The 13,756-nt window shown below is 65.9% G+C and carries 13 protein-coding genes and 2 tRNA genes; 6 read left to right on the top strand and 9 right to left on the bottom strand.

Annotated elements, in window-relative coordinates; all coding sequences use genetic code 11:
- Positions 1–182: 182 nt before the first annotated feature.
- From tig to GUY23_RS08515, 3 genes are all read right to left on the bottom strand, one after another.
- Entirely contained in the window at positions 183–1,544 is a 1,362-nt protein-coding gene (tig, locus tag GUY23_RS08525) for a trigger factor (RefSeq protein ID WP_166971454.1), read from the bottom strand.
- A 213-nt stretch (positions 1,545–1,757) separates the two neighbouring features.
- On the bottom strand, positions 1,758–3,149 hold the full coding sequence (locus tag GUY23_RS08520) for a hypothetical protein (RefSeq protein WP_166971452.1): 1,392 nt from the start codon (positions 3,147–3,149) through the stop codon (positions 1,758–1,760).
- Positions 3,150–3,242: 93 nt separating this feature from the next.
- Positions 3,243–3,316, bottom strand: a tRNA-Gly gene (locus GUY23_RS08515).
- Positions 3,317–3,451: 135 nt separating this feature from the next.
- Between GUY23_RS08515 and GUY23_RS08510 the strand changes: the two genes are divergently transcribed.
- Positions 3,452–3,525 (top strand) — tRNA-Pro (locus tag GUY23_RS08510).
- 102 nt (positions 3,526–3,627) lie between these two features.
- On the opposite strand, the gene GUY23_RS08505 is transcribed toward GUY23_RS08510, so the two are convergent.
- The 4 genes from GUY23_RS08505 to GUY23_RS08490 form a co-directional block, all read right to left on the bottom strand.
- The gene (locus GUY23_RS08505; protein WP_166971450.1) at positions 3,628–4,077 is read right to left on the bottom strand and encodes a hypothetical protein; all 450 of its coding nucleotides are present in this window, start codon (positions 4,075–4,077) and stop codon (positions 3,628–3,630) included.
- A gap of 332 nt (positions 4,078–4,409) precedes the next feature.
- Entirely contained in the window at positions 4,410–5,522 is a 1,113-nt protein-coding gene (locus GUY23_RS08500) for an alcohol dehydrogenase catalytic domain-containing protein (protein WP_166971448.1), read from the bottom strand.
- Between the two features lie 84 nt (positions 5,523–5,606).
- Positions 5,607–6,080: a ribose-5-phosphate isomerase gene (locus GUY23_RS08495; RefSeq protein WP_166971446.1), complete on the bottom strand. Its 474-nt coding sequence runs from the start codon at positions 6,078–6,080 to the stop codon at positions 5,607–5,609.
- Between the two features lie 77 nt (positions 6,081–6,157).
- Positions 6,158–6,763, bottom strand: coding sequence for a mycothiol-dependent nitroreductase Rv2466c family protein (locus tag GUY23_RS08490; protein ID WP_166971444.1), 606 nt, complete (start codon positions 6,761–6,763; stop codon positions 6,158–6,160).
- A 204-nt stretch (positions 6,764–6,967) separates the two neighbouring features.
- Here GUY23_RS08490 and pepN point away from each other — a divergent pair, with 204 nt between their 5' ends.
- Genes pepN through GUY23_RS08475 form a run of 3 tightly spaced genes read left to right on the top strand, consistent with a single transcriptional unit; the run spans position 6,968 to position 11,204 of the window.
- On the top strand, positions 6,968–9,622 hold the full coding sequence (gene pepN, locus GUY23_RS08485) for an aminopeptidase N (RefSeq protein ID WP_166971442.1): 2,655 nt from the start codon (positions 6,968–6,970) through the stop codon (positions 9,620–9,622).
- Positions 9,623–9,634: 12 nt separating this feature from the next.
- Complete coding sequence (locus GUY23_RS08480) at positions 9,635–10,816, top strand: mechanosensitive ion channel family protein (protein WP_228282805.1); 1,182 nt, start codon at positions 9,635–9,637, stop codon at positions 10,814–10,816.
- The gene (locus GUY23_RS08475) at positions 10,800–11,204 is read left to right on the top strand and encodes a globin (RefSeq protein ID WP_166971440.1); all 405 of its coding nucleotides are present in this window, start codon (positions 10,800–10,802) and stop codon (positions 11,202–11,204) included. Before GUY23_RS08480 ends, GUY23_RS08475 begins: the two co-directional genes overlap by 17 nt.
- A gap of 19 nt (positions 11,205–11,223) precedes the next feature.
- On the opposite strand, the gene GUY23_RS08470 is transcribed toward GUY23_RS08475, so the two are convergent.
- Both GUY23_RS08470 and GUY23_RS08465 read right to left on the bottom strand, forming a co-directional pair.
- Complete coding sequence (locus GUY23_RS08470) at positions 11,224–11,886, bottom strand: hypothetical protein (protein WP_228282830.1); 663 nt, start codon at positions 11,884–11,886, stop codon at positions 11,224–11,226.
- 2 nt (positions 11,887–11,888) lie between these two features.
- Positions 11,889–12,431 carry an acyl-CoA thioesterase gene (locus GUY23_RS08465; protein ID WP_166971436.1) on the bottom strand — a complete coding sequence of 181 codons (543 nt, stop codon included), beginning with the start codon at positions 12,429–12,431 and terminating at the stop codon, positions 11,889–11,891.
- Between the two features lie 97 nt (positions 12,432–12,528).
- On the opposite strand from GUY23_RS08465, the gene GUY23_RS08460 reads away from it, so the two are divergent.
- Entirely contained in the window at positions 12,529–13,437 is a 909-nt protein-coding gene (locus tag GUY23_RS08460) for an acyl-CoA thioesterase (protein ID WP_166971434.1), read from the top strand.
- Positions 13,434–13,667 (top strand): hypothetical protein, encoded by a 234-nt coding sequence (locus GUY23_RS08455; RefSeq protein WP_166971432.1) that lies wholly within the window; start codon positions 13,434–13,436, stop codon positions 13,665–13,667. Before GUY23_RS08460 ends, GUY23_RS08455 begins: the two co-directional genes overlap by 4 nt.
- The last annotated feature ends 89 nt before the right edge of the window (positions 13,668–13,756 follow it).

Below are 13,756 nucleotides of genomic sequence, written 5' to 3'. Positions count from 1 at the left end.
TCCTGTGTTCTGTGGATGGCTTGATATGGACTCTAACCTCTGACCATCGGGATTTAGTCCGTGGCGGTGCCTGTGTTCGCCCTCAGCGTGAAAGGCTGGCTGACGGATGCGAAGACGGTGGGCGCGGAACCGAATCCGCACCCACCGTCTGATCAGGAATCCACCGCCGAGGCGGCTCTCCCTCAGTTCTCTTCCGCGACCTCCGCGGTCGCTTCGTCCGCGTCATCGGCTGCCTCGGCCTCGACGGCCTCGGCGTCCTCATCGTCTCCGGCGGAGGTGAAGGCCTCCATGTCGACGACGTTGCCGGCGGTGTCCTTGACCGTGGCACCGGCGAGGACGGCGGCCAGAGCCTTGCGGCGCGAGACCTCTCCGACCAAGGCGTTGACCTGTCCGGAGCTGTCGAGCATCTGGGCGAACTCGTTGGGGTTCATGCCGTACTGCTGCGAGGCGGAGATCAGGTACTCGATGAGCTCGGGCTGACTGACCTCGACGTTCTCGGCTTCGGAGACGGCATCGAGGATGAACTGGGTGCGCAGGTTGCGCTCGGTCTCCTCGGTGACCTCCTTGCGGTGTTCGTCGTCATCGACCCGGTTCTCGGACTCGAGGTGACGCTCCACCTCATCGCTGACGATCTTGGCCGGAACGGGGACCTCGAGGGTCTCGATGAGGTGCTCGAGGACCTTGTCGCGGGCCTGCACACCCTGGTCGGTCTCCTTCTGCTTGGCGGCCTGCTCACGCAGATCGTCACGCAGTTCGGCGATGGTGTCGAACTCGCTGGCCAGCTGAGCGAAGTCGTCGTCGGCCTCGGGCAGTTCGCGTTCCTTGACCGCACCCAGGGTGATCTTCACGGTGCCCTGTTCGCCGGCGTGCTCGCCGCCGGCGAAGGTGGTCTCGAAGGTGGTGGTCTCCCCGGCGGAGAGGCCGTCGAGGGCCTCGTCCATGCCCTCAAGCATGGTTCCGGCACCGACCTGGTACGAGATGTCCGAAGCGGTGTCGATCTCTTCCTCACCGATGGTGGCGACGAGGTCGAGGGTGACGAAGTCGTCCTTCGCGGCGGGCCGATCGACCGCGGTGAGGGTGCCGAAGCGGGTGCGCAGCTGCTCGAGCTCGGCATCCACGTCTTCGTCGGTGACCTCGATGGGATCGACCTCGACGGTGATCGAATCGTAAGCGGGCAGTTCGATCTCGGGGCGGACGTCGACCTCGACGGTGAAGCCCAGGTCGCCGTCTTCGGTGCCGTCGAGTCCGGGCACCTCGGAGATCTCGACCTCGGGCTGACCCATCGGCTTGAGCTCGTTCTCATCGACCGCAGTGCGATAGAAGTCATCGAGGCCGTTGTTGATGGCCTCCTGGATCACTGCCGGGCGGCCGATCCGCTGATCGATGATGCGGGCAGGGACCTTGCCCTTGCGGAAGCCGGGGACGGTGACCTGCGCACCGATGGTCTTGTATGCCTCGTCGACGCTCGGTTTGAGTTCGGCGTATGGGACTTCCACGCTGACCTTGACCCGCGTGGGGTCGAGTTGCTCGACGGAGCTCTTCACAGTGCGACCTTTCAATTTCGACAGTCATGCATTTGCGGCCATCTTCCGACCTGACCGGCCCAGTTCGTGACCACAAACGGTCAGCTCACAGCCTGATCGGCCATCTCCTGGCCTGAGGGGGAGCGAAAGTCCACGAATACTTCGCGCACGTCCGCAAGACGCAATCACCCATATTACGCGAAACCCCAACCGATACGCGAAACCGGGCGCATTTCATCCGCCGCCCCCGCGCGAGGGTCCATAGAGCTCGTCGAGGGTGATGATGACATTCGCAGCCGTCCAGGACAGCGGAGCCACCGAGACGGCCCTGCCGTCGGCGCTGATCTTCTCGGGATAGGAACCGGCGACGGTGCGGTTCGCACTCAGCCAGTCGAGGACCGCCTCGCCGCGTTCGACGTCTCCGAGACGGGCGAAGCCGAGCCCCATGAGCGAGGTCGACGGTGTCCAGCTGGACCGGTCGATGATCCACCCGTGTCCGGGTTTGATCCCTCCGGCCGGCTGTTCCAGCCGGTCCCAGACGCCCGCGAGCATCGGTGACTCGAGCACGGGCGGATCCGCTCGTGGACCGTGCCCCGTCGCCGAGGCGGTCGAACCGTCGTGCGCGCCCGCCCCGGACAGCGCGAGGTAGGCGATGGCCGAATCGGGTCCGCCCGATGTCGGGTAGCGCTGCAGCCCGTTCGCCCCGAAGGTCCGGGCGAACGTCGAGGCGAAGGTCTCCGCGATCTCCGGCACCGCGTCCGCTCCCTCGCCGAGGTGGTCCCCCAGTTCCTGTGCTGCGGTGCAGAGTCCGGCCAGTGCGCCCAGACCGACGAGTGTCGGAGCGGCAAGGCCGAGTGTGACCCGGGATTCGACGACCTCCCAGTAGTCCGGACCCGCCGGCGGCAGGCTGCGCCCGTGACCGGTGTGGTCGATGAGGCGGTCGGAAGTGAGGCGCAGCAGGCGGCGAAGGTCGCCCAGAGCGAACGGTTCACCGCCGGCAGTCGACGCGGAGTGGACCTCGGAGATCGACCACAGGACCAGGCCGAGAGAGTCGAACTGCGACTGTCGGTCATCGGGTGCCAGACCCGTCTCCGGTATCACGCGGGCGGCGAACGATCCGTCTGCCGCCTGCAGCGATTGGAGGTGGAGGAGCTGCTTCCAGCCGAGTTCGGCGAAGCCGATGCGGGAGAACGCGACAGCGGCGAATGCGGCGTCGCGGGCCCAGATGTAGCGCCACGGGCCGACGCCTCCGGCCACCGTTGCGGGCAGTTCGTCGCTGAGCACCCAGAGGTCGAGCAGGGCCGAGACCGCTGACTCCCGTCGCTGTGCAGGCAGGGCGGCGAGCCAGGGGGCGCATCCGTCGAGGAAGTCCTGCTGACGGCGTGCGGGGCCCGGGTCGGCGAGGTCGGGCATCACCCGAGAGGAGGCGGGCAGGTCCCGTGCCTCGTCGGCTTCGAGACCCATGCGCTGGCCGGAAGCGGTGTAGGCGACTGTGACCGAACGGACCGGATCGGGGCGTCCTGCCTCGGCCACACTTGCGACGATTCCCCCGCCGAGCCCGAGCAGGCCCAGCCCAGCGGCGCCGCCGGTGAGGACCTGGCGGCGGGAGAGTCGCGCAGTCGGCATCCGCCTCTGTCCTCGTCCGTGCATGGCCGCATCCTACCGGGCGGAGCATGTGGGCATGAAGAAACCGGCCTGACCCGAAAGTCAGACCGGCTGTGGAGGGGATGACGGGAATCGAACCCGCACCATCAGTTTGGAAGACTGAGGCTCTACCATTGAGCTACATCCCCGTGGTGCGAGATCGACTATAGTCGAGACTGCGCACCGGCACCAAATCGGCCTTTCATGAACTAGGTCACATCGCCGTCGAGACCCGAGTTCGAGGTGCGATTGTCGACCCGGCTGTGGTTAGATAGTAGCCGTCGCGGGATGTGGCGCAGCTTGGTAGCGCATCTGTTTTGGGAACAGAGGGTCGCAGGTTCAAATCCTGTCATCCCGACGCACCGAAGCCGCCCGGACCATCAGGTCCGGACGGCTTCGTCATTCGCTCACGCCTCGGGTATCGAGGGCCGCGCAACGTCGACTAAGCTCCCTCCCCGAGTCACGAAACGATGCGGTATCCACGTCCGGCTCGCTCCTGCCAGGTGAGATAGACCAGTCCCACGAGGCCCAGAGGAATGGCGAGCAGCCACGTGTAGATGAATGCGGCGAACCGCACGATGAGGAGGAGGAGTCCGAAAGTCATCCATAACGGACTGCCGCCCCACGCGATGACTCGCGGGATGAAAGCCGTCGCCCGGAAGTAGATCTCGCGCGAGAATGGATAAAGCAGGGCGTTGGCAACGCCGAATCCCGCCAGCAGGATCAACTCCGATGGCGGCGCACTCCCGAGAATCACGGGCGGCCACGTGCACTCGAAGACCGTGAGCCAAAACCACAGGGCCGTAAGCCCGGCGTCCAGCACGAGGGTTGCAGTCAGGCTGGTGCACTTCCGATTGGCAAAGGTCCTGAGAAACAACGGAGTCTCAGAGGGCCCAAAGTCATCGCTCATGGCCAGAATCCTACCTGGTGTTCGCGAACGATCAGGGGCTCAGACCGCATCGTGACTGAGTCTGTCCGGGCCGAACGATACACAGCCGGGAAGTCAGTGCACCGCCTCACACCTGCTGACTGACCCACGACCAGCACAGCACCTCCGCCGCAGGCGTGCTGCCATCCGCACTTACGTCCGTATGATCCATGAGCACAGACCTCACCGTCGAGGTCGTACTCTGCAAACACCTCTCTGCAGTGTTGGGAACAGAGGGTCGCAGGTTCAAATCCTGTCATCCCGACGCACCGAAGCCGCCCGGACCATCAGGTCCGGGCGGCTTCGTCATTCGCTCACGCCTCGAAGTCGATGATCTGTCGCACGACCCGACCGTCGGACAGGGCGTCGAAGGCCGAATTGAGATCGTTCAGACCGATGGTGTCGGAGATGAGTTCCTCGACCGGCAGCCGGCCTGCCCTCCACAGATCGGCGTAGACGGGGATGTCCCGGCTCGGCACCGCCGAACCGAGGTAGGAGCCGATCACCGTGCGCGCCTCGGCCGTCAGCGTCACCGGGGTGATGTGCGACTGCGCATCCGGGGCGGGCAGCCCCACCGTCACCGTCGTCCCGCCCACGGCCGTCGCTGCGAACGCGGTCTCGAATGCGCGGGCATGTCCGACGCATTCGATGACGATCGGAGCCTTCCGGTCTCCGAGCTGCTCCGGGGTGTAGACCTCGTCGGCTCCGAGCTCCTTCGCTCGCACGAGTTTGTCCGGGTTCGCGTCGACCCCGATGACTCCCGCGGTGTCGATCGACAGCGCGGTGATGAGCGCGGCCATGCCGACACCGCCGAGGCCGACGATCATCACCTCGTCATCGGGGCCGGGACGGCCGGCGTTGAGCACCGCTCCCCCGCCGGTGAGCACCGCACAGCCGAGCACCGCGGCGATCGGCGCTGGAATGTCATCATCGATCGGCACGAGTGAGGCACGGTTGAGCACCGCATGGGTGGCGAACACGGACGCGCCGAGGTGGTGGAGCACCTCGGTGCCGGTGTGATCGTGCAGTCGCACCTTGTGTTCGTCGAAGGGCAGGGTCCCTGCGCCGTTCGTCGCGCTGCCCGGAGAGCACGGGAGTTTGCCGTCGGTGCGGCAGTTCGCGCATTCCCCGCAACGGGGCAGGAACACCGTGACGACCTGCTGTCCGATCTCGAGGTCGTCCACCCCCTCCCCGAGCGCCTCGACCACGCCGGCGCCCTCGTGGCCGAGCAGCATCGGCAGAGGTCGGGGCCGGTTGCCGTCGACGACGGAGAGGTCCGAGTGGCAGACGCCGGCGGCGCGCATCCGGATGAGCACTTCACCGGGGCCGGGCGAGTCGAGTTCGAGGGCCTCGATCGTCATCGGCTGCGAGGTGGCGAACGGACGGGGCCGCCCCATCTCACGCAGCACTGCGCCTCGGATCCTCACAGCGCTCCTCCGTCCGCAGCGTTTCCCGTTGCCATCGCGACCATCTCGGTTCTCGCGCGTCCCCCAGTCATGGCGGCCTGTCTGTCACAGGGCCTGCTGGCCCTGCTCCTCGTAGTCGGCCATGATGGCGATGCGGCGTGAGTGACGGTCGTCGCCGGAGAAGGGTTCGGCCAGGAACGCGTCGACGATCGCGATCGCTTCGGCCTCCGGGTGCTGGCGGGCACCGACCGCTACGATCTGCGCGTCGTTGTGCTGGCGGGCCAACTTCGAGATCTCCGGGTTCCAGGCCAAGGCCGTACGTGCACCCTTGACGAGGTTGGCCGCCATCTGCTCGCCGTTGCCGGAGCCGCCGATGACGACGCCGAGTGCGTCGATGCCGGCAGCCCGGTCGTCGACGACGCCCTGGGCGGCGGCGATGCAGAACGCCGGGTAGTCATCGAGGGCGTCGTATTCGAGGGCGCCGTGGTCGACGATCTCGTGCCCCGCCTCGTCGAGGTGGGCCTTGAGGACCTCTTTGAATTCGAATCCGGCATGGTCGGTGCCGAGGTGAACCTTCATCTGTGTGCCTTTCGGTGTCTGAGCGGTCGGGTCGGTGTCTGAGCGGTCGATGTCTGAGCGATCGAGAGGGTGGGTCTTCAGTCGAAGATCGGTCCCACGTCGCGAGTGCGCTTGAGCTCGAAGAAGCCGGGTGTCGAGGCGACCGCGAGGACACCGTCGAAGAGACGGCCCGCGGCTTCACCCTTCGGCGCCGGAGTCACGACGGGTCCGAAGAACGCGGTGCCCGCGACGCGACAGATCGGGGTTCCGACATCGTCGCCGACGAGCGACAGAGCCTCATCGTGGGAGGTCTGCAGCGCCGCATCGTAGTCGTCGGTCTCGCCGTACTTCATGAGATCTGCCGGCAGCCCCACCTCTTTCAGGGCCTCGGAGACGGCCTTCTCGAAGTCCTTCTCTCCGCCCGGGTGGATGCGGGTGCCGATGGCGGTGTAGAGCGGTTCGGCCACCTCGTCGCCGTGTTCGGCGATGGCGGCGGTGACGATCCGCATCGGAGCCAGCGCACGATTCATCAGCGCTCGGTAGTCACCGGGAATGTCCTTGTCGCGGTTGAGGAAGTTGAGGCTCATCGGCCGGAACTTCACCTCGACGTCGCGCACCTTCGCCACTTCGAGCCCCCAGCGGGAGGTCATCCAGGCCCACGGGCACGCAGTGTCGAACCACAGATCGAGTGTTTCCTTGCTCACTGTCTCTCCTCATTCTCGGGTTGTGCACGTGCCGCGGAGGGCACCCGCTGTTCTGATGCTCAATCTACCAACAAGGTCCGAACGCATTGAAAGCGGTCGGATCGCGGTCGAGTCATGCCGGGGAGAGGAATTCGGCCGCCGTGTCGGTCGTCCATGAAAGAATGGCCGAGTACACCCGGTTCCCGAAGCGAAGGTCACCTCACTGTGCCGCAATACAACCTCACCCGCGACGAAGCACGCGAACGGTCAGCCCTGGTGGACGTCTCGAGCTACGAGCACACCCTGATCCTCACAGGGGAGGGTGAGAGCTTCCGCGTGCGCTCCCGGATCCGGTTCACCGCCGCACCGGAGTCGACGACCTTCATCGATGCCATCACCGCCAGCGTCGAACGCGTGCGTCTCAACGGTCTCGACCTGGAACTCGCCGAGGTGGTCTCCCCCGCCCGCATCAGCCTGCCCGGTCTCGCCGCCGAGAACGAGCTCGTCATCGACGCGCACTTCTGGTATATGAACACTGGAGAGGGCCTGCACCGCTTCGTCGACCCGGTCGATGACGAGGTCTATCTCTATTCGCAGTTCGAGGTGCCCGATGCCCGGCGCGTGTTCCCCGTCTTCGAGCAGCCGGACATCAAATCCCCCTTCTCCTTCACCGTCGTCGCCCCCGAGAAGTGGACGGTCGTCTCGAACTCCCCGACTCCGACCCCGGGCGACCCGAAAGAGACGTTCACCGACCTCGGCGAGGTGCCGATCGAGGGAATGGCCGTGTGGCAGTTCGCTCCCACCACCCCGATCTCGTCCTACATCACCGCGATCATCGCCGGACCCTACCGGTCGGTCCATTCGGAGCTCACCTCCTCGGACGGGTCTCCGGTCCCGCTGGGCCTGTACTGCCGGTCCTCGCTGTTCGACTACCTCGACGCCGACGAACTCTTCGCCGTCACGAAGGCCGGCTTCGAGTTCTTCGAACGCGAGTTCGGAGTCTCCTACCCCTTCGAGAAGTACGATCAGCTCTTCGTACCCGAGTTCAATGCCGGGGCGATGGAGAACGCGGGCGCCGTGACGATCCTCGAGAACTATGTGTTCCGATCCCGTCCGACCGGGGCGCTCGTCGAGCGGCGAACCGTCACCGTCCTCCACGAACTCGCCCATATGTGGTTCGGCGACCTCGTGACCATGCGCTGGTGGAACGATCTGTGGCTCAACGAGTCCTTCGCCGAGTTCATGTCGACGCTGGCCACGGCGGAGGCGACGAAGTTCGCCGATGCATGGACGACCTTCGCCACGATCGAGAAGTCCTGGGCCTACCGTCAGGATCAGCTGCCGAGCACCCACCCGATCGTCGCAGCGATCGAGGACCTCGCGGATGTCGAGGTCAACTTCGACGGCATCACCTACGCGAAGGGTGCCTCGGTGCTCAAACAGCTCGTGGCCTGGGTCGGTCGCGACGAGTTCTTCACCGGGCTCAAGCGCTACTTCGACAAGCACGCCTGGTCGAACACGGAGCTTGTCGATCTGCTCGATGAGCTCGCCGCCACCTCGGGTCGAGATCTGACCAGCTGGTCGAAACTGTGGCTCGAGGAGTCCGGTGTCAATCTCATCGAAGCCGACCTCGAGACCACGGGTGAAGCCGACGCCGAGGTGATCGAGAGCCTGCGCGTCACCCAGGCTCCGTGGTCGCTCGAAGGGCAGCCGACCCCGTCCCTGCGTCCGCATCGACTCGCAATCGGCTTCTACTCCGATTCCGGCGACGGACGCCTGACCCGCACCCATTCGTTCCCCATCGACATCGACTCCGCCGCCGTCACCGTCGACGAGGCGAGGGGACTGCCCCGCCCGGACGTCATCGTCGTCAACGATGCCGACCTCAGCTACACCAAGGTGCGGTTCGACGATCGCAGCATGGCCACCGCTGCCCGCCGGCTGAGCGACTTCGACGATTCGCTCACCCAGCTGCTCGTGCTGGCCACCCTGTGGGACGAGGTCCGCGACGGACAGCGTCCGGTCCAGGACTACCTCGACACCGTCATCACCCATCTGGGTGCGATCACCCATTCGTCGGGACTGCTCACCCAGATGCGCCAGCTCGACACCGCAGTCTCGTCCTATCTGCCGCCCGAGCAGCGCACCGCGACGCATGCGCGACTCGCCGACCGGTTCATCGAGCTGCTCGGAACCATCGAGGAGGGCACCGATCAGGCCTTCCAGTTCGTCCGTGGGTTCATCAGGCACGCCGTCACCGAGGAACAGCTGCACCGGCTGAGATCATGGTTCGACCCCGCACGCGAAACGGTCTCCGGGATCGCCCTCGACACCGATCTCACCTGGGAGATCCTCATCGGCCTGTGTGCCAACGACGCCGTCGACGATTCGGCCGTCGAGGAGATGAGCCGCCGTGATCCCACCGCCACCGGCGCCCGCCAGGCCGCGACCGCCAGGGCCTCCCGCCCTACCTCGGCAGCGAAGTCCGAGACCTTCACCCGCCTCGTCGACGATCTGGACCTGCCGAACTCCGAACTCGGGGCCCTCGCGCTCGGCTTCGGCTCCGGGCTGCAGCGACCCGATGGCGGGATCATCGCCCCGCAGTCGCCGCTGCGGCCGTTCGCCGATGAGTACTTCGACCGCGTCGCCGGCTGGTGGGAGACCAGAACCCTCGAGACCGCGCAGACGATGACTCTGCGACTGTTCCCACCGGTGAGTTCCGTCACGGTCTCGGCCGCCCAGAAGTGGCTGGCTGATCATCCCGCGGCACCGAAGGGCCTGCTGAGGCTGATGAGGGAGAACCTCGCCGAGGTCGAACGAGCGCTGGAGGTTCAGCGAGTGTCCAGCGCTTCCAAGGGATCATTGAACCTCGAGGGCTAGTCTCGAGAGATCATGACTTCTGACGCAATGGATACCACTGTTCAAGCCGCAAGTGACTTCGATTGGTCGTTCCTCCTCGGTGCTCCGCTGCAGATCACGGTCATCGTCATCTTGGCCTTCGTCGTCAACCTCATCGTCCGGTACTTCATCCGCCGCTTCACCACCGCGGTCGCGAAAGGCACTGTCGGCAGCGAGAAGGCTGACGGAGCAGGGCTGACGAAGTTCTCCGCCACCGCGCTCGAAGCACAGCGGACGGGCATCGATCAGCAGACGATCAAGGAACGGCGCGCGCAGCGGGCGAAGACCGTCGGACGCATGCTGTCCTCGGTGACGACGATCCTCATCAGCGTCATCGCCGCGCTCATGATCCTCGACGCATTGAACTTCAACATCGCGCCGATCCTCGCATCGGCCGGTATCGCCGGTGTCGCCATCGCCTTCGGTGCGCAGGAGCTCGTCCGCGACTACCTGTCGGGATTCTTCATCGTCATCGAGGATCAGTACGGAATCGGCGACACCGTCGATCTGGGCGAAGCCGTCGGCGAGGTCGAGGACGTCGGTCTGCGCCGGACCCAGGTCCGCGACCTCACCGGCACCCTGTGGCATGTGCGCAACGGCGAGATCCTGCGAGTGGGCAACCTCTCCCAGGGCTGGGCCCGCGCCGTCCTCGACATCCCCATCGACTACCGGACCTCGATGGACGACTACCGTGAGATGACCGCGAACGTCACCCGCACACTGAAGAAGGACCCCGAGATCGCTCGGGCCATGCTCGAGGATCCGGAGATCGCCGGCGTGCAGTCCCTGTCCGGGTCGTACCGGGTCATCCGCACGATGGTCAAGACGAAACCGAACCAGCAGTGGATGGTCGAACGCGCTTTCCGAGCCGAGCTGATGACGGAGCTGGCCGAGCGCGGAGGACAGATCGGAATGGTCCAGGAGACCGTTCTGCGCACACTGCCGGCCACAGACGAGGAGTCTTCCGAGGAGGGCTCCGCAGAGAGCTCCGTGACCGGATCCGTCGTCACCACCTCGGTGCGGGACGAGCGTGGCCGGGACGAGCGTCGGGGGCAGAGGTCCTCGACCGCGAACAGCGACGAATCCCCCTCCCCTCTGCCCAGCGAGCAGGAGATCCGTGCCACCGCGCAGGAGGACTCACCGAGCGAAGGGTCGAGCGATGACGCAGACGAGTGACGATTCGATCTTCGCGGCCGTCGGCGGACACGGGACATTCACCCGCCTCGTCGATGTCTTCTATGAGCATGTCGACAAGGATGCTCAGCTCATTGCCATGTACCCCGACGGACATGAGCTCACCGGGGCGAAGCACCGCCTGCAGACCTTCCTCGAGCAGTACTTCGGCGGACCGTCGACCTATCAGGAGCAGCGCGGACATCCGCGCTTGCGGATGCGTCACTTCGACTACCCCATCGACTTCGACGCACGGGACCGTTGGCTGCGTTGCATGCGCGCGGCCCTCGACGACGTCGCTCTGCCTCCGCTCTACGACGAGATGTTCTGGGACTACTTTCAGCGGGCGGCGACCGCGATGGTCAACTCCGCGAACCCCAACATCCGCTGATCAGGTGAGCACGGGTGCGTCACCCGCGGGCGCGGGTGAGCAGATGGCCTCCCGGTGCGGCGATGCGCAGCCAACCCGAGGCTTCCATGACGCTCAGCTCCCGGTCATCGTCGCGCCCGGCTGTCGGGATGAAGCGCAGCGCTGCGGCCGCGAAAGCCAGGCCGCCGGGCAGTCCGGTGCCGGCGGCACCCGTCATTCGGCGTGACCACACCCGGGAACGCAGCGCTTTGACCGCATGACCTCCCGAACCCTGAGGCGCACCGGCGCTGATCTCTTCGATGCCCTCGGCCGCGGCGCTATGAAGGTCGCCCACCGTGATCGTGTCGCGCATCTGCCATCCGGTGCGCGGCGGCGCGATGCCGGTCCAGGACACAAGCACCGAATTCGGAGGCACAGGCAGCGAGGCGCCGTTCTCCTCCCGGGCGAAGCGATCGAGCAGGTTGGACAGGGGCACCGCCTCGTCGAGTCCGTCGAGTTCCGATCCGCGCAGCCGCAGCATCCGCATGCCGAGGACGAGCGGGGTCGGGTCGCCGATCCCATGCGGAAACAGCGGTGCCACCGAAGCGGCGAGGACATCGGAGAAGACCTGCAGGCGCATCACCCCGTCGGAGTCGGCGCGGTGGGCCAGCGAGGTGAAGGCGGACAGGTCGCGCATGGCCAGCGGGTCGGCGATCTCGAGCATAGTCACCGGCGCGTCCTCCGCAGCGGAACCGGGCCGCCGAGCACGGATTCCATGGCTTCGGTCTCGCCTTCGCTGAGCCGCCTCGGTCGACCGGAGGCCTTGTCGATGAAGACGACGACCGTCTCGGCGACGGTGTACGCGCGGGAACCGTCGGGTTCGCAGATGACGTAGCCGACCGTCACCGAGGCCGGGCTGACGGCACTGATGACCAGATCGACGGCGATCGGTCCGGAACGGTACGGAATCGGGGTACGGTATTCGATCGCATGAGAGGCCACGAGCAGCTCGGTCGTCGCCGAGGCGGCCGCGAAGACGTCAGGGATCTCCACCCCGCTGATCGTTTCAGAGACGCCGAACCGGCCGGGTGTGGTCGGTGCATCCGTGCTGTGTGTCGGGGACCCGATGGTGCGAACGCGTGCCTCCTCGAGCAGCCGCAGCTGGGTGACGTTGTTGACGTGCCCATAGACATCCATGTCACCCCATCTCAGGTCCAGCAATACGCGGGTGAAATCGTCGAGCAGGGGGTCGGTGGCGCCTGAGTGCATGCGTCCCATCATGCCACCTACCACCCCGTGGTGTCGCACGCGATAGGATCGTGACTCGTACGTACGAAACGGCACTGCCGTCCGAGGGAGAGAACCTATGACCGAAGAAGCACCCACCGAGGCTGAGGCGAATGTTGCACGCTTGCACGAGATCCTCGACCTGCGGCGGCTCGACTTCACCGCAGCGTCGAGCGAATCGGATTTCTTCATCGGCCACAGCCAGTACAAGCCGGACGGACGCGTCTACGGCGGCCAGGTGCTCGCTCAGTGCGTCGTCGCGGCTGCCGCAACGCTGCCCGAGGATCGACTGATCCATTCCCTGCACGGCTACTTCCTCCGCGCCGGAGACGTCAGCGAGCCGATCGAGTTCGGCGTCGAACGGCTCCGTGACGGCCGTTCCTTCTCCGCCCGCCGTGTGCATGCCTATCAGAAGGGCGCACCGATCCTCTCCCTCATCGCCTCCTTCCAGGACGAACAGCCGGGCCTCGAACACGCCGAAGAGATGCCGGCCGGGCTGCCGGCACCTGAGGACTGCCCCGAGGTGCTCGACCTCATCGGCGACGACGATTCCCCGGTGACGACGGAGTGGCTGGCCAAACGTCCTTTCGAGATCCGACCCGTCGAGACGTCCCTGCACGCTCCTCAGACGGCAGGAGCCGCGTCACGCGAGCAGCATTCCTGGATCCGCACCAGCGCCCCGTTCGGTGACGACCCGGTGCTCAATGCCGCCGCTTTGGCCTATGCCAGCGATTTCAACCTGCTCGAGCCCGTGCTTCTGCAGCACGATCTGACCTGGCGGACTCCCGGTCTGCGGGTGGCCAGCCTCGATCACGCGATGTGGTGGCACCGGCGAGTCCGTGTCGACGAGTGGATGCTCTACGTCCAGGAGTCCCCGGCATCACAGGGCGGTCGAGGCCTCGGCTATGGACGCATCTTCGCCCAAGACGGAACCCTGCTCGCCACGGTGGCCCAGGAGGGCATGGTCCGAGTCAAGGAGTCACGATGAGCGACGAAACCACGATGATGGACATCATCGGCACCATCCTCCTCCGACTCGTCACTGTGGCTCTCTTCATCGTCATCGCGATCCTCGCGCTGCTGTTCATGCGGTCGAACACCGACATGCACATGGGACTCGTCGCGGTTCTGTCCATCGTGGTCGGCGTCGTCGGCGCGGTGCTCCTCCGGCTGCTGTTCGCCGGTCTCTCCCGCCTCGGACGGCGAAGCAGTGGCTGACCACACTCGGTTGCCGGTGCGGGTCGACTGCAGAGCCGCTGATCGCGGGTGAGCGGATCGATGCCGACTTCGGAAGTTGCATCTGCCCC

This window comes from Brevibacterium atlanticum, from assembly GCF_011617245.1.
In the GTDB taxonomy this organism is placed as follows: domain Bacteria; phylum Actinomycetota; class Actinomycetes; order Actinomycetales; family Brevibacteriaceae; genus Brevibacterium; species Brevibacterium atlanticum.
This window is presented reverse-complemented; position numbering and strand designations above follow the sequence as displayed.